Source organism: Mucilaginibacter sp. PAMB04168 (genome assembly GCF_039634365.2).
GTDB lineage: Bacteria > Bacteroidota > Bacteroidia > Sphingobacteriales > Sphingobacteriaceae > Mucilaginibacter.
On record NZ_CP155079.2, the window covers coordinates 1949284 to 1973277 of the forward strand.

At 43.0% G+C, this 23994-nt stretch carries 20 protein-coding genes; 12 read left to right on the forward strand and 8 right to left on the reverse strand.

Annotated elements, in window-relative coordinates; genetic code table 11:
* The first annotated feature begins 67 nt into the window (after positions 1-67).
* Positions 68-1987 (forward strand): glucosamine-6-phosphate deaminase, encoded by a 1920-nt coding sequence (gene nagB, locus ABDD94_RS08480; RefSeq protein ID WP_345955491.1) that lies wholly within the window; start codon positions 68-70, stop codon positions 1985-1987.
* A 27-nt stretch (positions 1988-2014) separates the two neighbouring features.
* Positions 2015-2953 (forward strand): DUF4886 domain-containing protein, encoded by a 939-nt coding sequence (locus ABDD94_RS08485; protein WP_345955492.1) that lies wholly within the window; start codon positions 2015-2017, stop codon positions 2951-2953.
* 432 nt (positions 2954-3385) lie between these two features.
* Here the strand turns inward: ABDD94_RS08485 and ABDD94_RS08490 are convergent, their stop codons facing one another.
* From ABDD94_RS08490 to ABDD94_RS08500, 3 genes are all read right to left on the reverse strand, one after another.
* Entirely contained in the window at positions 3386-4939 is a 1554-nt protein-coding gene (locus ABDD94_RS08490; RefSeq protein ID WP_345955493.1) for an IPT/TIG domain-containing protein, read from the reverse strand.
* Between the two features lie 107 nt (positions 4940-5046).
* Positions 5047-5670 carry a response regulator transcription factor gene (locus ABDD94_RS08495; RefSeq protein WP_345955494.1) on the reverse strand — a complete coding sequence of 208 codons (624 nt, stop codon included), beginning with the start codon at positions 5668-5670 and terminating at the stop codon, positions 5047-5049.
* Between the two features lie 3 nt (positions 5671-5673).
* Complete coding sequence (locus ABDD94_RS08500) at positions 5674-6771, reverse strand: histidine kinase (RefSeq protein ID WP_345955495.1); 1098 nt, start codon at positions 6769-6771, stop codon at positions 5674-5676.
* A 314-nt stretch (positions 6772-7085) separates the two neighbouring features.
* Here ABDD94_RS08500 and ABDD94_RS08505 point away from each other — a divergent pair, with 314 nt between their 5' ends.
* A complete protein-coding gene (locus ABDD94_RS08505; protein WP_345955496.1) occupies positions 7086-8375 on the forward strand; it encodes a carboxypeptidase-like regulatory domain-containing protein in 1290 nt (429 codons plus the stop codon).
* Between the two features lie 119 nt (positions 8376-8494).
* Here ABDD94_RS08505 and ABDD94_RS08510 read toward each other — a convergent pair whose 3' ends face one another.
* Both ABDD94_RS08510 and ABDD94_RS08515 read right to left on the reverse strand, forming a co-directional pair.
* The gene (locus tag ABDD94_RS08510; protein WP_345955497.1) at positions 8495-8662 is read right to left on the reverse strand and encodes a hypothetical protein; all 168 of its coding nucleotides are present in this window, start codon (positions 8660-8662) and stop codon (positions 8495-8497) included.
* A 460-nt stretch (positions 8663-9122) separates the two neighbouring features.
* Positions 9123-9302, reverse strand: a complete 180-nt coding sequence (locus ABDD94_RS08515) for a hypothetical protein (protein ID WP_345955498.1) — start codon at positions 9300-9302, stop codon at positions 9123-9125.
* A 213-nt stretch (positions 9303-9515) separates the two neighbouring features.
* Here ABDD94_RS08515 and ABDD94_RS08520 point away from each other — a divergent pair, with 213 nt between their 5' ends.
* The 9 genes from ABDD94_RS08520 to ABDD94_RS08560 all read left to right on the forward strand — a co-directional run bounded on the left by ABDD94_RS08520 (position 9516) and on the right by ABDD94_RS08560 (position 22562).
* The gene (locus tag ABDD94_RS08520) at positions 9516-10634 is read left to right on the forward strand and encodes an acyltransferase (RefSeq protein WP_345955499.1); all 1119 of its coding nucleotides are present in this window, start codon (positions 9516-9518) and stop codon (positions 10632-10634) included.
* Between the two features lie 111 nt (positions 10635-10745).
* A complete protein-coding gene (locus ABDD94_RS08525) occupies positions 10746-13730 on the forward strand; it encodes a two-component regulator propeller domain-containing protein (RefSeq protein WP_345955500.1) in 2985 nt (994 codons plus the stop codon).
* 4 nt (positions 13731-13734) lie between these two features.
* Positions 13735-14364: a response regulator transcription factor gene (locus tag ABDD94_RS08530; RefSeq protein ID WP_345955501.1), complete on the forward strand. Its 630-nt coding sequence runs from the start codon at positions 13735-13737 to the stop codon at positions 14362-14364.
* A 241-nt stretch (positions 14365-14605) separates the two neighbouring features.
* Entirely contained in the window at positions 14606-14977 is a 372-nt protein-coding gene (locus ABDD94_RS08535; protein WP_345955502.1) for a VOC family protein, read from the forward strand.
* Positions 14978-14996: 19 nt separating this feature from the next.
* The gene (locus ABDD94_RS08540; RefSeq protein WP_345955503.1) at positions 14997-15860 is read left to right on the forward strand and encodes an AraC family transcriptional regulator; all 864 of its coding nucleotides are present in this window, start codon (positions 14997-14999) and stop codon (positions 15858-15860) included.
* 344 nt (positions 15861-16204) lie between these two features.
* Entirely contained in the window at positions 16205-19240 is a 3036-nt protein-coding gene (locus ABDD94_RS08545) for a TonB-dependent receptor (RefSeq protein WP_345955504.1), read from the forward strand.
* 18 nt (positions 19241-19258) lie between these two features.
* Positions 19259-20680 (forward strand): RagB/SusD family nutrient uptake outer membrane protein, encoded by a 1422-nt coding sequence (locus ABDD94_RS08550; RefSeq protein ID WP_345955505.1) that lies wholly within the window; start codon positions 19259-19261, stop codon positions 20678-20680.
* 13 nt (positions 20681-20693) lie between these two features.
* On the forward strand, positions 20694-21146 hold the full coding sequence (locus ABDD94_RS08555) for a hypothetical protein (protein WP_345955506.1): 453 nt from the start codon (positions 20694-20696) through the stop codon (positions 21144-21146).
* Positions 21147-21782: 636 nt separating this feature from the next.
* Positions 21783-22562 (forward strand): DUF2231 domain-containing protein, encoded by a 780-nt coding sequence (locus ABDD94_RS08560; protein ID WP_345955507.1) that lies wholly within the window; start codon positions 21783-21785, stop codon positions 22560-22562.
* Positions 22563-22592: 30 nt separating this feature from the next.
* On the opposite strand, the gene ABDD94_RS08565 is transcribed toward ABDD94_RS08560, so the two are convergent.
* From ABDD94_RS08565 to ABDD94_RS08575, 3 genes are all read right to left on the reverse strand, one after another.
* Positions 22593-22973: a DUF4406 domain-containing protein gene (locus ABDD94_RS08565; protein ID WP_345955508.1), complete on the reverse strand. Its 381-nt coding sequence runs from the start codon at positions 22971-22973 to the stop codon at positions 22593-22595.
* 35 nt (positions 22974-23008) lie between these two features.
* A complete protein-coding gene (locus ABDD94_RS08570) occupies positions 23009-23416 on the reverse strand; it encodes a hypothetical protein (RefSeq protein WP_345955509.1) in 408 nt (135 codons plus the stop codon).
* Positions 23417-23478: 62 nt separating this feature from the next.
* A complete protein-coding gene (locus tag ABDD94_RS08575) occupies positions 23479-23994 on the reverse strand; it encodes an MOSC domain-containing protein (protein ID WP_345955510.1) in 516 nt (171 codons plus the stop codon).

The following is a 23994-nucleotide window of genomic DNA, read 5'->3' on the forward strand; positions in this document are numbered from 1 at the left end:
TATTGCCTGTTTCATAAGGCACAAAGAGTAATTTCATGAAAATATATCATATAACCTCAACATATAAATGGCGCGTTTAAACTTACTTGAAGAAACTAGGTTTGAAAAAATACCGGTAACAATTTATGAAAGCTCTATGCTGGCCAGTATTGCTGTAGCCCACCGCATAGGCGAATTGATCAGGTCTAAACAGGCAGAAAACAAAACTACAGTACTTGGTTTGGCTACAGGCGTTACACCAATAAAAGTATATGCCGAATTAGTGCGCATGCACCAGGAAGAGGGCTTGAGCTTTAAAAATGTGGTCACCTTCAACCTCGACGAATACTATCCTATGAAACCAACGTCGGTTCAGAGCTATGTGGCTTTCATGAAGGAGAACTTGTTTAATCATATCGACATTGATGCCGGCAATGTGCACATTCCCGACGGTACGCTGAGTCAGGATCAGATTGCTGCATTTTGTCTGGAATATGAACGGAAAATTACCCATCTTGGTGGACTGGACCTGCAAATACTGGGCATTGGACGTACCGGGCATATAGGCTTTAATGAGCCAGGGTCGGCACCTAACTCCGGTACCCGGCTGGTTACCCTCGACGATCTTACACGTAGCGATGCCGCACGCGACTTTGGTGGTAAAGAGAATGTTCCTGCCAAAGCAATAACCATGGGCGTTGGCACTATATTCAAAGCTAAGGAAATCATTCTGATGGCTTGGAGCGCCAAAAAAGCGCCAATCATCAAAAAAGCTGTAGAAGGCGAAATTTCTGGTGAAGTGCCGGCCACTTATTTGCAGTTATCGCAGAATGTAGAGTTTGTTGTTGATCGGGACGCCGCATCTGAGTTGACACGCTTAGATACGCCGTGGCTGGTAAAAGATTGCGTGTGGGATGAGCAAACCATAAAAAAAGCAGTAATTTGGTTATCACAAACGTTAAATAAACCAATCCTCAAGTTAACCGAGGAAGATTATAATACCCATGGCATGGCACAGCTGGCTACCGAAAAGGGGCCGGTTTACAACATTAATATCCACATATTTAATAAACTGCAACACACCATTACCGGCTGGCCTGGTGGTAAGCCCAACGCAGACGATAGCCAACGGCCAGAACGCGCCCAACCCGCTGTTAAGCGGGCCGTTGTGTTTTCGCCACACCCTGATGATGATGTAATATCAATGGGAGGCACATTCATTCGCCTGGCCGATCAGGGGCATGAGGTGCATGTGGCTTACCAAACATCGGGCAACACCGCCGTATGGGATGATGATGTGCTGCGCTTCATGGAATTTACCATTGACTTTAACAAGTCGCAGGGGCTTGACGTTGCCCAGCTGCAAAATATGTACGCTGATATGCGCATCTTTACCCAAAGCAAGCAGCCCAACCAAGCCGATACTAAAGAGGTGCGCACAGTTAAAGGCTTGATCAGAAAAGGTGAAGCCATTGCCGGTGCGCGCTTTGCGGGTTTACCTGATGAGCGTATTCATTTTATGGCCCTGCCATTTTATGATCGTTTTAAATACGAGAAGGTGAGTGATTATGAGGATGATATCAGGCAGACCATGGAACTGCTCAACAGCATCAAGCCTCACCAAATCTTTGCTGCAGGTGATTTCGCAGATCCGCATGGTACACATAAAATATGTTTTGATGTAGTTTTGAAAGCCCTGATCAGGTTAAAGGAAACCGAGGAGTGGACTAAACACTGCTGGTTGTGGCTGTACCGTGGTGCATGGCATGAATTCGCCATTCATGAAATCGAGATGGCTGTACCACTATCACCGCAGGAAGTAGAGCGCAAGCGGTTGGCCATCTTCAAACACCAATCACAAAAAGACATTCCGGTTTTCCCGGGCGACGATGCGCGTGAGTTTTGGGTGAGGGCAGAGGATCGTACCAGCGAAACCGCACGTTGTTACAACATGCTCGGCTTGGCCGAATATGAAGCTATTGAAGCCTTTGTAAGATGGAGGTTTTAAAAAGAACGCTAGAATTAAATTACTAAGATGAAGTTTACACCTATACGTTATATTCTGCTAATTTGCTTATTACTGACATTTTCGTCAAGCGGGTTCGCCGTTCAAGGCCGTTTCTCCGTTTCAAAGCATGATACGCTGAAGATCTTTATAATTGGCAACAGCTTTTCGGGAAATGCTACTACCTACCTGCCGCAGCTTGCAAAAGAAGGTGGCCATATCATAAAATTTGGCCGTGCCGAACTGGGCGGTTGTTCATTGAAACAACATTGGGATGGCGTTGTGGCTGCAGAAGCTAATGCTGATGATGTAAAAGGGAAGATATACAAAGGCAAATCAATGAAGGAATTACTTGCGGCTGATAAGTGGGACATTGTTACCATTCAGCAATATTCGCGTTTGTCGTCTTCAGTAGCAACTTACGAGCCTTATATCAGTAACCTTTATGAGTTCATCAAAAAGCAGCAGCCAAAAGCAAGGATTGTACTTCACGAAACCTGGGCTTACAGGAGAGATGCCAAACAATGGGGCCTAATTACGGAAAAGGAAGAAGCTGCAAATGATGAACAGATGCACGAAAAACTAAAAGCTAATTACTTAACATTTGCAGGCAAGCTGCACACAGGTATAATTCCCACAGGCGAGGCATTCTGGATTATGCGGAACAACCGTAGCTGGGCATATCAGCCAGTTAGCGAAGCTGTAGTAAAAGCGGTGGTATATCCGGAAATCCCACCTCAACCATACTCCTTAAATATGGGCTATTACTGGCTACCTGATAAAACCCTGAAGTTTGATCCAAATCACGCCAATGTTGCCGGCTGCTACCTGGGATCATTGGTTTGGTATCACTACCTTTTCGGTGGTAAATTGAAAAAGGTAAAATATAAGCCAGCAGAAGTCAGTGACGAGTTTGCAGCTCAGCTCAAGAAAGCTGCTACTTCCGCATTCAAAGTTTCAGGATTTTAAGTTAATAGCAAGCTCAGATTTAACCCGCTAAATCTGAATTGCGTGGCAAATAGTGCAAGGAAGTTGTGTTTGTAACTGCATCTTTGGTGCTTTTGGGAAAGTTCACTATCGTGTTTTGATGCTTAGCCGTGCCTATGTTTGTAGAACCGGGTACTGCATGTAAAGCAGTTTTAATGTCTTCAGCGCTACAGTAAGTGAGTACATCAATTAGTAGGATGACAGGGTACTCAATAGCTTTGGAACCTGATGATGGGCTAATGTAAGTGGGCAACCAGGGGCGTATTTAGCTGAAAAATGTTTCATACAGTGGCTTGTTCACTCGGTTGCAACAGCGTGATTTACCGGGTAGCCGTTATGATCCGGATAATAACTGATGAAAAACTGTTGTTGAAAATTACTTTCCATTATTAACAGCGGTGAATGTTATCAACGCTATGGACACGTTGCCAACGCAGCTATGGCCGACGTTTGTGTAGCATACTGGGCATTACCTGTAAGTGTAAGCGCAATGCTGGTTTCAATCACAGTGCGCGATGGTTTCGTATCAATTTGGCTGGGTATGTATCTTTTATATGAGTAAAGCGGTAAGGCATTTAGCAGAATTAATTGCTTTTTAAACGGACAAAGATCTGAAAGGGAGGGGTTGTTGGTTATGCTTGCCCAGGTTACATTCAAATTATCCAGGCCCGACAATGATGTTAGAACCGGATTGCCGGTTATTGTTAAACCTACGGGTTTGGCCGGCAATATACCATTGGTGCTGATTGCGTTGAGCGATAGCGAAGTGAGGTTTTCTAAACCTTTGAAACTTTTTAAGTTAGCACAGTTAGAAACTATAAGCTCGCTGACACTTTGCAGCTTCGCAAATGCACTCATGTCAATAACAGGCAGTTTAACCAGGTTTAGTGAGTTGGTTATTTTTGTTAACGTGCTAAAATCAATGTGATTAATCTGCGGGCAATCGTTAATTCTAAGGATCGTACTCTGCCGTAGTGCCCTAAAACTGATGGAACGCAAATTAGGCATGATGCTCAAGGTGATGTCAGATGCACTGGCTACCCTGTCTATGGCTAATGAATGGAGCCCGACCTCGTACAGGCGTATGCTTGCCGCCGAGGTGAGCGATGTAAAATCTGCTTCAGTAAGCAGCGGGCAGGCAAATATATATAGCGTATTCAAACTGCTCAGTTTACCTAACGTAAGTTTTGTAAGTTGCGGGCAAGAAACAATAGAAAGATTAGTTGCTTTAGTTAAACTGCTTAGATCGATGCTTGTTGCTGCTGAATGAGGTCCATTAGGAGCAAGGTCTACACCTGCAAATATAGAATTTGGACCTAAAGTTATAGAGCCTGCAGACGTCAATTTCCTTAGGTTAATATCACGCAGTATTAACGTGTTAATACTTATATCTTTGGTAACAGCAATCAGTATATTATCCAATCCGGCAATGGAAGTAATTTCAAACCCTGTTATGCTAAGATTGCCAGTGATGGTAAGTGCCGGATTGTCTTTATTCAATGTCACAAAAGCATCTACCTGCGCTTGTGTATTCAGTATCACATCGCCCGAAGTATAAGCAGATGTAGGCAAATCCTTGGCTTTATCATAATAAAAATCACCCCCTTCTGCCCTTTGGCTGCCTATGGTTACTGTTACCTTTCCACTGTTTGTAACCGGCGCAATAACAGTAATTTTTGTATTAGTAACCGACTTAACTGTTGCGGGTACGCCATTTAGTGATACAGATACTTCACTTAGTGAGGAGCCAAAATTGCTACCTAAAATATCCACAGACATTCCGGCGCTGATAGCTAAAGGGCTTACACCTGTAACCGTTATGGCTACAGCCGGTGTATTAGGATTTCCAGGTGTTGGAGTATTATTGCTTTGTGGAATGATTTCAGATCGGGGAGTGGAAATTTTGTCTTTCTTGCAAGCGGCAACAATAACTGCTACAAGGAAACTAAAGAGTAAAAGTTTTTTCAATGTGATAACGATGATTTGGTAAACAGGTACCATTCAAAGTTAAGGCACAATAAACGCCTGTACAATCCTGCAAACTGGGGGATATTTAAAGGGAAACGTTTGGAGAGCTACACAATCCACTTGTTACTACCGGCAACTTTTAAGGCCTCGGCCTTACTGTTAACCGCCAATTTTTGGTAGATATTCTTAATGTGACTGCGAACGGTTTCTTTACTGATGAACAGGTCAAGCGCTATTTTTGTATAGCTTTTACCTGCAGCAATGCCCCTGAGCACATCCGTTTCCCGTTCAGAGAGAGGCGAGTTTTGCGGCCGGTTGAAGGATTGCACCACCATTTTTGCAATATTGAGGCTCATAGGTGCACCTCCCGAAAAGGCCTCATTGAGATTTCTGACAATTCCATCCGTATCCGAGTTTTTAACAATGTAGCCCCCTGCGCCTGCACATAGCGAACGAAATACCTTATCACTGTCTTCCAGCACGGTAATAATGAGAACAATGCACTCAGGCTGTCGTTTTTTGATTTGCATGGTGCCATCAATACCGTTCATGCCGGGCAGGTCAATGTCCATCAGTACCAAGTCGGGAGTATCGGTCACCAGCTTTTTCAATGCCTCTTCGCAAGAAGAATATTGGCCGCATACCTGGTAGTCGGCAGCGCTGTCAATCACGGCAGCAAAACCGTTCCTGATCACAACGTTATCTTCAATAATGGCAATCTTCTTCTTCATGCGTTAAACAGCTGTACTTGTTGGCACGGTGATCTCTATTCGGGTTCCGGCTGGCTGATTTGACAATGTAAACTCAAATCCATTCTTTTGGCAGCGCCACTCCATATTAGCTAATCCATAATGTTGTTCATTAATATCAGCAGCCTTCCAGTTGCCATCGTCCTGTATACTGTAAGTAAGCTGACCTGAACAGCAACGCATCTCAAATAGTACTTCACGCGCTTCTGCATGTTTTACCACATTGGTCATCGCCTCTTTGAAGATATATATAATATTTAACGCTGCTGATGGCGCAAGCTGAAAAAGCGGACATTCATCGTTTGATGATGAAAAAGCAATATCAAACTGGTTGTAATAAAATTGTCCATAAGCGGTCATATAATCAAACAATTCCTGCGGATTGTCGCTGTCGTGGTTAAGATGCCATAAAAAGTCTTTACTGCTGGCGTATAAACCATTGCTGTTTTTAATTATACTTTCTACAATCGGACCTATGTCTTGCTGTTCGCCAAATTTCTGCTTTAACAAGGATGCCTGCCGGGTTATAGCCGATAACATGTTGCCCGTCTCATCATGAAAATCTGTAGCAATAGTTTCGCGCATATTATTCAATTGTTCTGTTCTTTTTTTGACCGCTTCATCAAGCATAGTGATTTTTTGTTCCTTCAAGTTTTCAATTTTAAGTCGGTCACGTTCCTGGTCAAACTGCAAATACGCGAGGAATCCGCCAAAAAAGATCGTAATCAAACAGTTCATCACCAAAGCATAGAATGGTCCGCCCAACGTTCTTTGCATTTGTACGTCTAAGCCGGCATGCAGTGTCTGGTTATAAATAAAAACAAAAATGATAAGGTTGGAAAGTATAGCCCACCAGCCATAACGCTTATCGGCCCAAATGGCGCATAGCAGGTACATGTGCAGAATACTTACATTAGAAGAATAAATCAGTCCGGAATTTCTAATCCAGTCGTAAACGATGAAATAGGTAACCAAGGCAGTAATCGTCATCGGAATACGGTAATGGCCTAAAAATCTTGTACAAAACAGCGTTATGATCACCAATAGGTCATTGATCAGATAGCCGATTACCGGTTTGCTCATTGAATATAAAGGCAGTGGGAACAACAACATTAAAGGCAAACCAATCAGGCAAGTGCTGACCACAATTCTAAACTCATGATGGTTGGGATGGCTTGCGTTGTACCGCATTCCCTGGGGCATAAAAAACGTGACAATACGTTCGAATAGCATGGCCCACTAAAGTACGTCTTTTTAAGCCTTAATACAGTTATTCGTGCCAAATCCCCCAATTTGCGGGATTGATGCCCAGATTGAGAGTTATAGCTTTGTAGAAGTATTGACACGGACTGAACTTTCATCAGCCGTAACTTCAACAGATGTCAAACCACTTTGTCATGAAAAGCTTATTACCCCTGCTGCTTGTTTTCATCGCTTGCTTTTATTCCTGTAAAAAAAAGGATTCGCCAACTGCTACAGCCGGTACATCGGGCGTTACAAGCCCTGCAACGGGAAATGCGCCTGCAACTGGGAGTGTTATTGGCGTCATTAGCCCTGCAGGAGCAGCTACCGAAGTGTCAGTGTCTGATGGGTCAAAATTTTATAGGAAAGTGCAACCTGATGCAAGTGGCGTTTTCAGGTTTGCTGACCTTCCTGCAGGAACCTACACCTTACTGCCGTTCGCCTCAGCTGGGTATGCCTTACTGGGTAGTCAAACGTTAACCGTTACTGCCGGCCAGATTACTGATGTAGGCACGCTGACTTTCAGTGCAGCTGTAGGGAGCATTACCGGTTTTATTGCACCTGTAGGAGCAGTAGTTAAGATAACAGCTACCAACACAACCAGTAAGTTTAGCTATGACGTAACCCCTGATGCAACTACCGGGGCATATAAATTTAACGGTGTAGTTCCTGGTCCGTATATTATACACTTTACCGCTGCTGCGCCGTCCATTGCACCGGCAGATCTTGACCGGACTGTACCTGGAAATCAAGATACGTACCTGAACAAAGTCATCCTTGAAACGCCCAACGTGACAGGAATTATGAGCGGTACTATCGTTCCTGCTGGTACAGCCAAGGTTAATTTAACCAATGAACAAACCCGTGACCTAGTTTATATCGATCCGGATATATCCACCGGAAAATTTGTATCACCTGCACTGCTTCCGGGCACTTATACGGTAGGGTTTAATATCATCGATAGGAACCGCCGATCTCCCAATAAATTAACCGTAAGCATCGCTCCCGGCCAGAAATCTGACTTGGGAGAGATTAAGATTCCATTATATCTCCATACTTTAAACTGTTTGGTTAATGGCGTTAGGTTTAGCGGAGTTACCGTTGTAAGCTGCAACTATAATGCCCCAACGCTGACTATGGGGGCAAGTAATTCTGGAGGTTTTGATAACGCTATGACAAGTTTAAGGATCAATTTGGATAACATAACCGGAGTAGGAAGTTATACGATCCAAAACACACCGACCTCCAACATTACATATTCAACCGGAACACTTGGCTACAAGCACTGGGGCTCCAATAATGGCGGTAGCGGAACAGTTACAGTCACCTCTATCGATCCGGTTTTAAAGATTATATCCGGCACTTTTACAGCAACTTTGTTACCAATCGGCAACTTAACCGGCAACGTGGTCATAACAGATGGTGTGTTTAATTTGACCTACTAGTAGCCGAGAGACATTAAATTTCTAGTGAAAAAGCTTGTTTATAATAAGGGAAGTCGAATCGTGCATGATGTTTATGTTTCGATCACACTTAACCCTAAGGCATTAGGCTAGCGGGTTCATTAAATCAACTGTTTAAAAGATTTTGCCTGTTCGGTTATTCTGTGTGAAAGGGTGGTAAGTGTTTTGAATACCTGGGGCGAGATAACTCCCGTTTTGAAAAAAACCACATACTTCAGTCTTAGTGCTTCCTGACGAGATATGATATCAGCTATTTTATCTTTAGTCATCTTACTTAATCGTTAAATCGGCAAATATTAGATTAACTACGAGAAAATTTAGCGTTCGGTTTTAGCAATTATTATCACTATTACTAAACATGCGAAAGCCTAATTAACGTTTAACTTTATAGTTAAATGTATTTTCATGTACAATATCAAAGCATAAAAAGCGTTATTAAGCTTAAGTATATATCAAAAGCTAAAACCGCTTTATAATAGAACTAAAATTATTATGGCTGATACTGCCCGTTCATTTTTTTGAATGGGCATTTTTGTTGCTATTTACAACCAACATGAGATGGATAGAAGCCTAGTTAAATATTCTTTATTGCTATTTACAACTTTTGTTCTCTCACACCTTTATTTTTTCAATCCTAATCGGACTGCATCTAACCGGATGTCACAAAATGATGCAAGTATACCTGTTTGCCCAAGCAAATGCAACATGTGCCCTTACCGGTTTGGTGATTTACTCGCCTATTAAGGCACCAAGGCCTATGATTTTAAGAATATAGTTTGTGGTGTTGAAGGTAGTCTTACACTCTTTACCGGCTTTATATGAGGTGCATGGTTGTCCTGTTTTTTTAGGCGGCAACGGGGCTTCTAAAAAAACAATAGCCAGGGCAGCAGTGACAATTAAGGTTTTCATGATTTGACCATTAAAGGGATCTAATATAGTTAATTATATTAAGATTACATTTCGATGATAAAATAAATTATTGCTAGAAGTTTTTACCTTGTCTACTGAGCCGGCTTAAGTGCTGGTTTCTGTACGCATCAAAAGCAATTGTTATATTGGCCGGATTATTAACATCCAGCTTAGCCACTTGCCACCGCAAGCAGCCAAACGTTCAATACTATTATGCAATTAAATCACCAACTAACTGCTAAACCGCATTACCCTATATTGGACGGCTTGCGGGGTGTGGCTGCCATTACCGTTGTTGCCTTCCACATCTTCGAAACCCATTCAACAAGTCATCTGGATCAGATTATTAATCATGGTTACCTGGCAGTTGATTTTTTCTTTTTGCTTTCAGGATTTGTTGTTGGCTACGCCTATGACGACCGCTGGCATAAGTTAACCGTTGGTGGCTTCTTTAAACGCAGGTTGGTAAGGCTTCAGCCTATGGTGGTAATGGGTATGCTTATTGGTGCAACATTATTTTACTACCAGGATTGTGCGCTTTGGCCTGATATACACGCAGTGCCACTTTGGAAAATGCTGCTAATTATGCTGATAGGCTTCACCTTAATACCACTGCCACTATCGGCCGATATTAGGGGCTGGCAGGAAATGCATCCGTTAGATGGGCCCGGATGGTCACTTTTCTTTGAGTACATCGCCAATATATTGTATGCGCTGTTTGTGAGAAAGTTCTCTAAAACTGCCTTGAGTATATTAGTGGCCGTTGCTGGCGCTGCTCTCATTCACTACACCGTAACCAGTAAGTCTGGCGATGTGATAGGTGGATGGGCATTAAACGCCGATGGATTGCGTATAGGTTTTACCCGGCTAATGTTTCCTTTTTTTGGCGGCTTGTTACTTTCGCGCACTGCAAACATCACAAAAGTTAAGAATGCTTTTCTATGGTGCAGTATTTTGCTTTTAGTTGTTTTGGCTATGCCTCGCATAGGCGGCGCAGAACACCTATGGGCAAACGGTTTGTACGATTCATTGAGCATTATATTGGCATTCCCGATTATTGTATACCTCGGTGCCAGCGGAGAAGTAACTGGCCGGCTTTCATCAAAGCTTTGTAAATGGTTAGGCGATATTTCTTACCCCTTATATATTACGCATTACCCGCTTATTTACCTGTATACGGCCTGGGTAAGCCGCAGGCATGGCGCAACTTTTCAGGAAGCATGGCCTTGGGCGCTTGCTACTTTTGTTTCGGCGTTGGTGTTGGCTTATGTTTGCCTCAAATTTTATGACGAACCTGTAAGGCGCTGGTTACAAAAAAAGACAATAGCGTAACTTATTCCAGTTCAATACCGACGGAAAAATCACCCCATAAGGGTGATTTTTCCTATTACTGCACACGCTGTTATTATGTTTGTGTAATTTTCAACCTATTTTATTAACGCCTTGTTTAAACACACATTCGTATTTGTTCGTATAGTGATAGCCGGAATGTTGCTCATGCTGCTAACGGTTAAAGGCTACGCGCAGAAATACATTTTTACACATTATGACATTGAAGATGGGCTTATTCAATCGCAGGTAAATCGTATTACCGAAGATACGGAACATCGCATATGGGTGGGAACACTGGGTGGTGCCTGTCGCTTCGACGGTAAGGAGTTCATGTCATTAACTAAAGAGCAGAGCCTCAATAGTAATTTTATTTTTAGTGTATTTAACGATCCCAAGGGGCGTTTATGGATAGGGTCGAGCGCAGGCTTATCGGTTTCGGTTAACAACAAGGTATTCAATTATGCTTTACCGTCGGCTATTAAGCACCACTCTGTAACCAGTATTGTTCAGGACCGGGCAGGCCAAACCTGGTTGCTTATGGATAATCAGTTATGCAAAACCCAAGGCAAGACCGTTATGCCGGTCACTTTGCCCAATTCCTTAAAGCAATCCATTACCAGTATAGCCACCAACGCCAGCGGAGATCTTTATATCGTGGTGTATGGCAAGGGAATATATAAACATACACTTAGCCAATGGTTGCCGGTAGCACTTTTCCCAAAGTCAATAAGCGATAAAGTATTTAAACGCCTGTTATTTGACCGGGCTAACCCGTCCCGGTTCTTTATATTGGCCGAAGACGCTATTTATCAACAAGTGAATGGTGTGCTAACGCCTTACGAACCCGAGCTGCTTAAAAACAAAGCCACTTTCATTTGCATGCAACAGGATAAAGACTTTAACCTGTGGATTGGTACCGGCTGGGGAGCTTACCGTGTAGGTAAGGGTAAACTTACACACTTTAATGCCAGCAACGGTTTTGCTGATCAATCGGTAACCGATATTTTCAATGACCGCAGTAACAATCTTTGGTTTGGCGTGGGCGCCAGCGGCCTTTATAAATATGAGGGAGACAGTTATCTCACTTTTACCAACGTGCCCGGTTGGCAATCAAACATTATTGTAATGGGTTTTGCCAGGCAACGCGATGGTAATATACTCATTGGAACAGACGGTTTTGGAGTGCTGAAGTACAATGGTAAAGAACTGACCCAATTGTGGGTAGGGCCGCCTAACAGCATGGGCCGGTATGTACAAAGCATGCATACCGACAAAGCCGGCAATGTTTGGATAGGTACCAGTCATGGCGGCTTATGGAAGTATGATGGTAAGGCGTTTAGCTTGGTTAACGGTACTCAAAACAAAACAGTGAACTCAATTGCATCAAGCGATGATGGTACGCTTTGGGCAACAACACCAGGTGGGGTTATCTGGATCAAAAACGATGTTATAACGCCTGTTAAAGACATTCATTCCTTTTCGGCCTCCATATTACCTTTAGGTAACGATTCGGTATTAATTGGAGGACTGGAAGGACTGAAGCTTATTGTTAAGAAGCACTATGATCCCGGTTTTAACATGCCGGCTATCAACTCGTCGGCTATTTACTGCATGATGCGCTATGGCCGGTACCTGTTATTAGGCACCGGCGACAGAGGCGTTATCGTACTTGATTTGAAAACCCGGAGATACCGAAGATATACGGCTGCTGATGGCCTGAATTCAGATATTATTTACAGTATAACGGCCGATAAGTTTGGCTTTATATGGGTGGGTACCGGCAGGGGCGTTAACCGCTTAACTTTTAACCGCCGTACAATGGCCTGTGAGGTATTAGAAACCACTACCGACAAGGGTAAAATTGCCGAAGCTAACCAGAATGCCATTTTGTATGATAACGAGCGTATATATATAGGCAATACAAAGGGGCTCAGTATTTACCGGTGTAGCAGCAAAGAGAAGATTGAAGGCAAACCGCATCTCATTATACAATCTATTAAGGTTTTCCAGAACCAACAAAAAGCCATGCTGGATGCTGCCGATGTACCGGATAAAAAACAGGGGCTTGCCAATACGCTGCTCTTAGACCATACGCAGAACCATATACGTATTTCTTATCTGGGCATATATTTGCAAAGTCCGGCCAGTGTTTACTACCAGTACAAACTTACCGGGTTGGATAGTAGTTTTTCCCAACCGGTTAGTAGTACCGAGGTGGATTATTCATCTCTGCCACCGGGCAATTACACTTTTTTTATAAGAGCAGGTGTAACTAAAAAGATGCTGGCCACCGAAACGCTGAAGTACAGTTTTATCATATCGCCGCCTTTTTATCAAACTCTTACGTTCAGATTTATTAGCGTGTTGTTGCTGGTGTTAGCCGGTGTGGCCATTCAATATTATTACACCAGCCAGAAAGCCAGGCGTAAGCTAACCCTTGAGACTATCCGCGAGCAGGAGAAGATGAACATCAGGCGGCAAACCGCCGAAGATTTTCATGATGATCTTGGTAACAAGTTGACCCGCATCAGCGTCCTATCAGATATACTGAACACCAAGTTGAAGGGTGAGGAAGAGCAGCAAAACCTGGTTAAGCAAATTAAGCAAAACGTAGATGCGCTTTACAAAGGTACCAAAGACATACTTTGGGCGCTGGATCCAAAGAGTGATAACCTTTATGAAATATTGCTGCACGTTAAAGATTTTGGCCGAGAACTTTTTGAGGATACCGATATTCGTTTTGAATTCAAAAACGTGGATGGCAAACTCGACAAGATAAAGCTACCCATGGAGTACTGCCGTAATCTTACCATGATATGCAAGGAGATACTGACCAATATACTAAAGCATGCACACGCTGCCCATGTGGTTATGAATGTAGCGCTTGAAGAGAATAATTGGATTAAAGTCACTATTAAGGATGATGGGAAAGGGTTTGATACCCAGCAAGCGCATAAAGGGCGTGGGTTAGGCAACATCAACAAAAGGGTAAAGCGTATCAACGGTGACCTGGAGATCACTTCGGCACTTTATAAAGGTACTGGTATACAATTAACTTTTGTGATACCCAAGTACAAGCAGTTTGTAGCTAAATGAAATTATGGAACAAGGCACAATTAAAATAGCAATAATTGAGGATGATGAGACCATAAGAAATGGCTATGAGTTTTTAATTAACAATACGCCTGGTTATCGGGTGGTAGGAGCTTATGCCTCGGTTGAGGAAGCAAGCAAATTGATGGAGGACACCGGTGCTGAAGTTATATTGCTGGATATTGAGCTGCCCGGAATAAATGGGATTGAAGCATTACCCAAGCTCAAAAAAATTTTACCTGACGCCTATATCCTTATATTAACCGTATACGAATCAGAGAACCTTATTTTTGAAGCGCTATCTAACGGCGCTTCGGGGTACTTAACCAAAAATACATCGGCTGCTAAAATTGTTGAGGCAGTTAAGGAGGTAATGGAAGGGGGAGGTCCTATGAGTGTAAACATAGCACGACTAGTGATCCGCTCGTTTCAAAAGAATCAGGATTCGCCTTTATCCAAGCGCGAAACACAAATACTGCAATTGATAGGGGAGGGCAAGAGCCGCAGTCAAATTGCCACTGAGCTTTTTATAGACCTGGAGACCGTAAAAAGCCATATCCGGAATACTTATCATAAACTCGACGTAAACTCAAAAGCCGACGCTATTAAGATTGCCAAGCAAAACAGGCTGATTTGAAATCACCCTTAATATCACCCTTTTTACACTAAAAAGCCAACAAGTAAGTAAGTTTTACCTACGTGTTGGCTTTTGCTCATTATCGATCTCAGCTTTCATAAATGTGCAATTTCCCCCTTTCAGGGTGATTTACCTGGATATGCCATTCTCCTACTTTTGAAATACACCTAGCAATGCCTTGCACTTTAATTTATTGCCGGCGCATTCATATACGTATCACAATTGAGCAGAAGGGTTTACCATGTGCCTAAAAATTAATTATATACCTGTTTTCGTAAACAGCTTGCAAACCGAGATTAGCTTTTACACCGAGAAGTTGGGGTTTGAGCTTTTGGGCGACGGGGTGTACCACAACGCTAATCCATGCAAACTGGTTAAAACAGGCGATAACATTGTTATTGGCCTAATTGAAGATCCTACATTGACCGGCAACCATAAAAGCAATATGCTGCTTAACACACAGGACCTGTTGCAGGATTACCATTTACTAAGTGCTGCCGGTATTCAATTCAATGGCGGTCCGCAGTATTCACCCAATGGACTTTCGGCTGAGTTTACTGATATGAGCGGCAACGCTTATGTGTTGTTTGAGCAAAGAAATTATGAGGATTAGTTAACAGGAGGCCTCAGATATGAAATACCAGAAAGTACTTAAGAACAACAACAAGATTGCAAGTGATACCACCTGCCAAAAGCAACAAATGCAAATGGCTGACAATCTGAGTATCCGCTTCGTTTTCTCAGGCTCAGAAACCTACCAGATCGGTAAGCGCCAGCTTGCCGTACACCCCGATACGTTTTTGATACTGAATGAAGATACGCAGTTTACCAGCAGAATAGATGCCATTGATCCGGTTCAATCCTTCGCGCTCACGTTTGACCGTACTTACCTGAGCGATTTTCTTCGATCGCAAACTTTAACGGAAGAGGCGCTGCTGGCCAACCCGGCCGATAAACCTGTACTCTACAACTTCGAGGAGACATTGTACCCGTTAAAAGGGGACATGAGGTATAATTTGCTCCACTTAAAGGAGCAAACCGAACGCGGCCTGCAAGATGAGTTCCTGCTCAATGAGTATCTGTACCACTGCCTAATTAATTATTACAAGGTATACCAGGAAGAAATCTTTGACAAAGAAGCCCGCCTTACCTTTTTAAATCACAGCACTAAAATTGAAATTTTGCGGAGGCTGAACCTGGCTAAAGAATATATGCTGGGCAATTATGATCAAAGTATATCGCTTGATGATATTGCCGAGTATGCCTGCCTGTCGGTCAACCACTTCCTGCGCACATTTAAACAGGCGTTTGATATGTCGCCGCACCAATACCTTACCAAAATAAGGTTACAACGCGCCAGGCACCTTATTAAAACCACTAACATGCCCATTAACGAGATCGTGCACCTGGTTGGCTTCGAGTGCCCAAGCTCTTTCATTAGGTTATTTAAGAGTAAATATCACACCACGCCGCTGCAGTATAAACTTACAGCGTAACCGGTTAGCTTTACCAAAACGAGAATAGACAAGGTGGCCTATTAGTATGCCGCCTATTCTGTTTATACCCCTTTTTCTGCCCCTTTCCATATTTCCGTCAAAATGTGCTGAAATAATCAAAATGGTGATTATCGCATATCCCAGCCATGCGGTAATTAATAAAATTACAAATCAGTTCCAGTTGAACTGATGAATTGATAACAATCAACATAAAAGATTTCATTACTGTAAAAGATCTATGATTTGTATTAACCCTCCGTAACCCGGCTTAACCGGTATATATCTACTCCATATTATACCCCTTAATGCTTTTTATAAAGTGCTAAAAATTAAACTATTAACACATGAAAAAAAAATTACTCATTTTCTTATTTTTATATTCACTGTCAATAACGGCTGTCTTTGCACAAAGGACAGTAACCGGAAAGGTAACAGGAAGTGACGACGGCCTGCCATTGCCTGGCGTATCTATAAAAGTTGCCGGTGGCAGTGGTGGTACGCAAACCAACGCTCAGGGCGATTACACTATTAACCTGCCCGCAGGTTCATCAGCCTTAATATTCACTTACGTAGGTTTTACTACTACTACAGTGCCGGTGGGCAGCCAAAGCGTATTAAATGTTAAGCTAACCTCTGATAGTAAAGCGCTTACCGAAGTAGTAGTAACCGGTTACGGTTTGCAGCAACGCAAACGCGATTTAACAGGAGCCAACTCGGTAGTGTCGGGCAAGGATATAGCTAACGTACCGGTACAAAGTTTTGATAACGCGTTGAACGGCCGTGCAGCTGGTGTGCAGGTTACATCAGCCAGCGGTATCCCTGGTGCCAACGTGTCTGTAAACATACGTGGTGTGAACTCAATTAATGCAGGTACGCAGCCGCTATATATTATTGATGGTGTTGAAGTGGTAGCAGGCGATCAGACCCGTAATTTTCCAACATCTAACGCATTGGCCGGTATTAATCCTAATGATATTGAGTCGATCAATATTATGAAAGATGCCGCTGCTGCTGCCATTTATGGTGCGCAGGCTGCTAATGGTGTAGTAATTGTAACCACTAAACGAGGTAAAGCCGGCCGTACTCAAATTGATTTCCGTGCTTATGGTGGCTATTCGGAAGTGGTGAGAAAACAGGAATTGCTAAACACTCCTGAGTTTATCCAATTGTCTCGTGAAGCGATAATAAATCGTTATGGTAGTATAGCTCTTGCACTGAGGCCAGCTAATCAAGGCGGTAACCCTGACGTTGTTAATTTGCTTAATTCATTTGGTGACCCAGTATCAGCTCCTACGTATGACTGGCAGGATGCAGTATTCAGGAAGGGAGGGGCACAAAATTATGACCTCAGCGCGAGCGGTGGTAACGAAAATACCAAATTTTTTGTATCAGGTTCTTATAACAAACAAATTGGTCAAACCATTGGCCAGGATTTTAGTCGTGGCTCTGTTCGTGTTAACCTGGATCAAAAGGTGAGCGAAAAAATTTCGTTTGGCAGCACAATTAATTTAGCTGCTTATACCCAAAATGGCACCCCGGGCGGTACTGGTTTTGCAAGCCCTAACCGTTCTGCTATGTTAATTCCGCCGTATGTGCCGATCTATAGAACCGATGGTACTTTTAATACTCCTATTCCAGGTGCGTACACCAACAACGTAGTACAAACTACAGCTTTTGACGTGTACCAAGCCAGAACTAAAAAGTTAACTGGTAACTTCAATGTAAATTATCAGATTGTAAAAGATCTCCGCTTTAGATCCTCATACTCTATAGATTACACTAATATTGCTGAAGACCGTTTTCAGGATCCAAGAACACCTGATGGTTCACAGGTTAATGGGCGAGCTGCAGTGTATAACACGTTTATTACCGACTTCAATACCGATCAAACCCTTAACTATAATCACTCGTTTGGTGGGCACAAGTTAGGTGTAATCGCAGGTGTCACCTATAAAACTGAAGGTAATGAGGGTAATAGCGCCACAGGTACTGGTTTTCCAACTTATCAACTGCGTACGCTTAATTCTGCAGCAACACCCTCAGCCGTTGCTGCATTTTACACGGGATATAAACGTATTGGCTATTTCTCACGCGTTGATTATTCTTACAACGATAAGTACATTGCGTCAGCAACTGTTCGCCATGAAGGTTCTTCCCGTTTTGGTGTAAATAACAGGTACGGAACATTCCCTGCTGGATCAATTGGATGGCGTATTAACAAGGAATCGTTCTTAGAGAATGTTAATTGGATAGACGATCTGAAACTAAGGGCCAGCTACGGTGTATTAGGTAATTCGGCAATAGGAGATTTTGATGCGCTTTCACAGTTCACTAGTAATGGAGGTGGCAGTTATGCGGGCGGTGCTGGTTTAACACCAGTTTTAGGAAACGACAATCTAACGTGGGAACAATCTCAAACTACAGATGTTGGCGTTGATTTCTCTTTCTTTAAAGGAAGATTAAGCGGCGGCGTTGGAGCTTTTATAAAAAATACATCAAAACTGTTGCTTAACCGAAGTTTACCCGTAAACGGTGGTTTTGCAACGTATAGAGACAATATCGGTAAGCTGCGAAATGAAGGTTTAGAAATAGAGTTAAACACAACAAATATAGCCGGGAAGTTCCAGTGGACAACAACAGCAACTGCTACTTTCTTGAAGAGTAAACTGCTAGAACTGAATGATGGCTTACAGACACTTAGTAACACTTACTTTGTGGGAGAGCCGTTGCTAACCTTTAACACCTACCGTTATGCGGGTGTCAACCCTGCTGACGGTAACGCAATGTTTTACGACAGAAACGGCAATATCACTTACAATCCGACGACTGATGATCGCGTGAAAATAGGCAGTCAGCTTCCTAAGGGCTATGGTGGCTTAACAAACACCTTCACTTATAAAGGCATTTCGCTGTCTGCGTTTATACAGTATCAGTATGGTAATAAGATAAATAACGTTGATGCGCAATTTCTCAGACGTATGGGTAGCACGCTTGATCGTAATCAGGACAGGTCGGAGTTGCGCAGATGGCAGAAGCCGGGCGATATAACTGACACTCCGCGTCCTTATTATAACACTGGTGCACCAACAGGTAATCAGAACGGTGGTATCACCTATACATCTGTTTACAGTTTGGTAAACTCGCATATGATCGAAGACGGTTCATACGTTCGCTTAAAAACTTTAAGCTTATCGTATAACCTACCCGTTAAGTTATTGCAAGGTACTTTCATAAGAAACGTACAAGTTTATGGGCAGGCCTATAACCTGGTTACCTTAACCAAATTTACAGGCACAGACCCAGAGGTGCAGGCAGCCAGTTATTCAGGAATTGTTCCCCAATACCGCACAATAACCTTCGGTGTGCAAGTTGGTTTATAATGTTAACTAGTAAGAAAGATGAAAAAGAATATAATTTTATTACTTGCAGGATGTGTAATTGGCACGTCCTCATGCAAAAAAATACTGAATGTTGAGCCGCGTCAATCAATCTCATCGGATGTTGCTTTGAGCAGTGCAACTGGTATCCGCGGATTGTTAAACAATGCTTATTCAAGTTTATATCAGTCAGGCTTGTTTGGCCGCGATTTGATTGTACAATCTGAAGTGTTGTCAGACAACTGCCGTATTGCTACTTCCAACTCTAACCGTTTCGTTAATGAGGCTAATAATCAGCCGCGAGCTCATTTCGATGACTACACTACCATATACCCAATTATCAATAAAACCAACTTGATTGTTGATTACATTGATAATGTAGGTGATGCAACAGCTGCTCAGAAAGCATCAATCAAGGGACAAGCTTTATTTCTAAGAGCCTTACTTTATTTCACTTTGGTTAATGAGTACGCCTATAATCCTAAGCAAGTTGTAAACGGTTTTGATTTGGGGGTGCCGTTAACATTAAAAGGTGTATCAACCGTGAGCCAAATTGAAGCCTTGCCCCGTGCAAAAAGCAGTCAGGTTTATGATCAGGTTAAAGCTGACTTGACACTAGCTGTAACGTTGCTAACTAACCCGGCAGGCGCCTCTCAGGTATATGCATCAAAAGGTGGCGCGCAGGCGTTATTGTCAAGAGTGAGCTTATATAACCAGGAGTACCAGGCTACCATAGATAACGCTACAGCGGCTATTAATTCAAATGTAGCAACATTTGTAGCAAATGCTACGGCTGCCGACTATCGGTCCATTTTCAACAAGAAGGTGAGCCCGGAGTCGTTATTTGAGATTAATATTGATATTTCTGAAAGTAACGGTACAAATTCTATACAAAACATTTATCAAAGATTAGATAATGATCCTGCAAAATCGGGTTATGGAGATGTGGTGCCGAGTGCCAATCTTTTGGCTGCGTATGAACCCGGCGATTTACGCAAGGACGCTGTATTAGTACCGGTTAACAAGCAAGGCGAGTCGGTATTCTGGATTCAAAAATATCCGGGTTCAGGCGGTCAGTTTGGCGTTGACAATATTCGTGTCATCCGTATATCTGAAATGTATCTGAACCGTGCTGAAGCTTACGCACGCTTGGGCGGTGCAGGTAACGAAGACTTGGCCCGTGCAGACGTCAACAAAATACGTGCAAGAGCCGGTTTGCCTGCAACAGCAGCAACCGGCACTGCCTTAATTGATGTGATTTTAAAAGAGAGAAGGGTAGAGCTTGCTTATGAAGGCCACCGTTGGTTTGATTTAACACGCCTGGGCATGAATATCGTTAAAGATAACGGTACGCTGCTTTATACCGATTTTAAAATTCTTCCCCCAATTCCAATCGGCGAGTTAGACATCAACCCTAATTTGGTTAGAAACCCTGGTTATTAATTAAACGATTACAATGAAAAAGAATATAATATTTGCATGTTTAGCATTTGCCGTTTTTGTAATAACGGCATGCAAAAAAGAGTATGATACCTACGAAGGCTCATCGGTAGTGGAATTTTCTCCAGCTGTTAAAAGTCGCTCGCAAGGTACCGTTGCTACACCCGGTTATGATAGCGTAAAGGTACAGTTGGTTGGCCCCCAGCGCAGCACCGCTGCCGAACTGAATTACACAGTTGATGCAAGCAGTACAGCCGTTGCGGGTACGCACTACACTATTGCTAATACCGGTAAACTAACGCTGCCGGCTAACAGCAGCTTTGGATGGATACGTGTTAACCTGATTCCGGGTAGCATACCTACCAACAGTACTGCTAACCAGCGGAAACTAGTGCTAAAACTCGATGGAAACAGCGAGTTGCCGGCCAGTGTTAATTATCGCACATATACGCTTACTATTACTTTTTAATAGTTAAGCTGTTGTCGAAAGTCCTGGTTGCTGTAAGCAATCAGGACTTTTTTATAAGAAAAAACTAAATACTTAGGTGATTTTCACACATTGTAGCAATCAGGTGCCGGTTACCTTTACATCAACCAAGTAAGTAAAGTTTTCTTCATTCATATTTGGTCAGTTAATGAAATAGTTTATTAAAAATTTAAAAGTCGTTTACGCGAGGTAGGCGACTTTTTCCATTTACCGAAGTTTTGAAAAAGTTAGTTTGGGGTTTAATTTTAAGTTTTTGCAATTAAAATGTAACGTTTTAAAATAAAGGCGGTCTTATAGTTAAAAAAAGAGAACTATGAGAGCTTTAATGATTTTAGCGGTAGCTGGGGGATTGTATGCATCGGAGGGTAGTACAGTTAAAAAAACGTATAAAAGCCATTCCGTATACAAAGTACATCACAAATGTAAGCTGGTAAAAGCTAAATGCAGGCCGGTTAGCCCCGCCCATAGCTAAACAGCATTTTATATACAGATATTCAACCATTCCTTCACTTTCACAAAAGAGAGAGCCCTTAATCAGCAAGGGCTCTCTCTTTTGCTTTAGGCCGATGCAAACATCTGGTTACCGGGCTTGTTCAACACTAAAAAGCTCTGATATATATGAAAAGTAAAGCCAGTATTAAAGGTCACCCGCTACATCCCATACTTATTCCGTTTCCTATTGCTTTTTTGATCGGTACTTTCGTTTTTGATTTGCTACATGTAATAAACCGCAACGAAAGTTACTGGCAAACGGCTGGGTACCTGGAAATAGCTGGTATAGTTACAGCATTAGCGGCTGCCGTGCCAGGTGCTGTGGATTATTTTACTATTGTGCCACCGCAAAGCTCAGGTAAGAAGCGGGCAACGCAACATGCCTTAGTTAATGTGGGCATGGTGTTGGTTTTTATTATTGCTCTTTTTTTAAGAGATAAGGCAAGCAACATTGTTATTTTAGGTTTAAAAGGCCTAGGTGTAATTATGTTATTTGTATCGGGCTGGTTGGGTGGTACGCTGGTTTACCGCAACCAGATAGGGGTAGACCCACGCTATGCCAACGCCGGTAAATGGATAGAAGCTCACTTTAACCAAACGAGCGGCAGCATTGAAGTGGCAACGAGCAACGAACTTGAAACTGATCAGATGAAATTGCTGCATGTAGGCAATAAGCGAATTGTACTGGCCAAAACCGAAAGTGAGTACCTAGCTTTTGATGATCGCTGCACGCACAAAGGTGGCTCCCTGGCTGGAGGCATGATGATTTGCGGAACGGTACAGTGCCCGTGGCACGGTTCGCAATTTGACTGCAAAACCGGCCTTGTAAAAGCCGGCCCTGCAACCGAGAAGATAGCCACTTATCCCGTAACTGAAACCAACGGCAAAGTCTATTTAAGTTTATAGAAATAGCAGGCACTCATAAGAACTGATTTCTTAGGTTGCTATAATGGGCGGGATATCTTCCGGGTCCAAATAAATTAATTTTCCTTTCGCTCGTCCGGTGCTAACCATTTCATCGGCCCCGGCAGATGGTCCGCCAATGCGTAGTATGGCATCGCAGTGGTCTATTAGCTGTACAGCTACAGGATGAAATATCTCATTGAAAATAGCATCACCGGTTTGTTTTGATCCGGCAGCTTCAATAAGTGGCAGTGCAAACCACTCGCCAAGCACAGGCAAATGCCCCATCCGGTAAATTTTAAGCGCTGTATCTGTCATTGCCCTCACATTGGCGGCAATAAGGGCAGGATCATCATGGGTGCCGGAGCGGTAAGGGCCTGCAACCAATATCATTAAAGATTGGTTATTTGTCATGAAAACTGTGAAAAGGTTAGGAGGAAAATAAGCTGTTATTGTTTGGTTAACCGGTAAATATCACTCTCGTTACCATAATTCTTAGTTATTTTAAGTTCATTGCCCGTTTGGCTAAACTCGTACTCGCCCGACAGGATAAGTGTCCAGTTAAAATTTGCTGTGAATGCACAGTTGTTTTCGAAATTGATTTTATTTCTGGTAAAAGTGTAGGTGCCATTGCATAGGGCAGGGTAATTAGCTATATCGCTCTGGCCGGTCCACTTGCCGGTATTTAGGGTAAGCGTAACGTTGGCAGTTTTGTTGTCAAGAGCAGGTCCAACACGCTGGTAGGTGCCTTTGTAATTGCCCTCTAATTGAGGTGTCTTAACTTGGCTTTTTTTGCAGGCTACTGCAGTTAAAAGGATTAGTGCAACAATGGCGGTAATAAGATTGAATCTTTTCATCAAGATATGGTTTACAACTTATACGTCAGGCGAGGCTCGTGTGCTACAATCCAAGTGAACAATTATTCACTTTTTTCTTCACTTTCAGCTACACGTACTTTATCGCCCACGGTAATTGCACCGCCTTTTACAATGCGCGCTGTAATGCCGCCATGTCCTCGCACCGCATTGTAACCGCCCGGGCCTAATGTCTCTTCCATGCGCGAACAGGGATGGCATTCGCCGGTGTATTCCAGCAACACCGAACCTATCCAGAATTTACGGTCTTTAAGCGCATGCAGGTTGATACCTTTAACCACAATGTTGCGGCGTAAATCGCCGGGCGTTAAATCTGGTTTCTGCATTACCGATGCAATCAAATCCAGGTGTTCCTGTTGTATGAGCGTAAGCTGCCGCTTGCTGGTAGGCGAGCCCGAAAAATGATCGCCGGCCAAACCTTTCAAGGTGATGGCATCCACCTCATTGAGTGATAGCAGAGGCGCTTTGCGTTTGGGCCTTATGCCAATCCAGGTTACCATGCCTTGTTGTGGCATGGTATTCATCAGTTTTTGCAATGGCGAATTAGCTGATAATTTCAT

Coding starts and splice junctions, on each gene's coding strand:
- ABDD94_RS08545 (WP_345955504.1), top strand. CDS start 16,205: ATGAAAAAAAAATTACTCATTTTCTTATTTTTATATTCACTGTCAATA.
- ABDD94_RS08530 (WP_345955501.1), top strand. CDS start 13,735: ATGGAACAAGGCACAATTAAAATAGCAATAATTGAGGATGATGAGACC.
- nagB (WP_345955491.1), top strand. CDS start 68: ATGGCGCGTTTAAACTTACTTGAAGAAACTAGGTTTGAAAAAATACCG.
- ABDD94_RS08540 (WP_345955503.1), top strand. CDS start 14,997: ATGAAATACCAGAAAGTACTTAAGAACAACAACAAGATTGCAAGTGAT.
- ABDD94_RS08550 (WP_345955505.1), top strand. CDS start 19,259: ATGAAAAAGAATATAATTTTATTACTTGCAGGATGTGTAATTGGCACG.
- ABDD94_RS08570 (WP_345955509.1), bottom strand. CDS start 23,416: ATGAAAAGATTCAATCTTATTACCGCCATTGTTGCACTAATCCTTTTA.
- ABDD94_RS08555 (WP_345955506.1), top strand. CDS start 20,694: ATGAAAAAGAATATAATATTTGCATGTTTAGCATTTGCCGTTTTTGTA.
- ABDD94_RS08500 (WP_345955495.1), bottom strand. CDS start 6,771: ATGAGCAAACCGGTAATCGGCTATCTGATCAATGACCTATTGGTGATC.
- ABDD94_RS08515 (WP_345955498.1), bottom strand. CDS start 9,302: ATGAAAACCTTAATTGTCACTGCTGCCCTGGCTATTGTTTTTTTAGAA.
- ABDD94_RS08520 (WP_345955499.1), top strand. CDS start 9,516: ATGCAATTAAATCACCAACTAACTGCTAAACCGCATTACCCTATATTG.
- ABDD94_RS08485 (WP_345955492.1), top strand. CDS start 2,015: ATGAAGTTTACACCTATACGTTATATTCTGCTAATTTGCTTATTACTG.
- ABDD94_RS08510 (WP_345955497.1), bottom strand. CDS start 8,662: ATGACTAAAGATAAAATAGCTGATATCATATCTCGTCAGGAAGCACTA.
- ABDD94_RS08565 (WP_345955508.1), bottom strand. CDS start 22,973: ATGACAAATAACCAATCTTTAATGATATTGGTTGCAGGCCCTTACCGC.
- ABDD94_RS08535 (WP_345955502.1), top strand. CDS start 14,606: ATGTGCCTAAAAATTAATTATATACCTGTTTTCGTAAACAGCTTGCAA.
- ABDD94_RS08560 (WP_345955507.1), top strand. CDS start 21,783: ATGAAAAGTAAAGCCAGTATTAAAGGTCACCCGCTACATCCCATACTT.
- ABDD94_RS08505 (WP_345955496.1), top strand. CDS start 7,086: ATGAAAAGCTTATTACCCCTGCTGCTTGTTTTCATCGCTTGCTTTTAT.
- ABDD94_RS08575 (WP_345955510.1), bottom strand. CDS start 23,994: ATGAAATTATCAGCTAATTCGCCATTGCAAAAACTGATGAATACCATG.
- ABDD94_RS08495 (WP_345955494.1), bottom strand. CDS start 5,670: ATGAAGAAGAAGATTGCCATTATTGAAGATAACGTTGTGATCAGGAAC.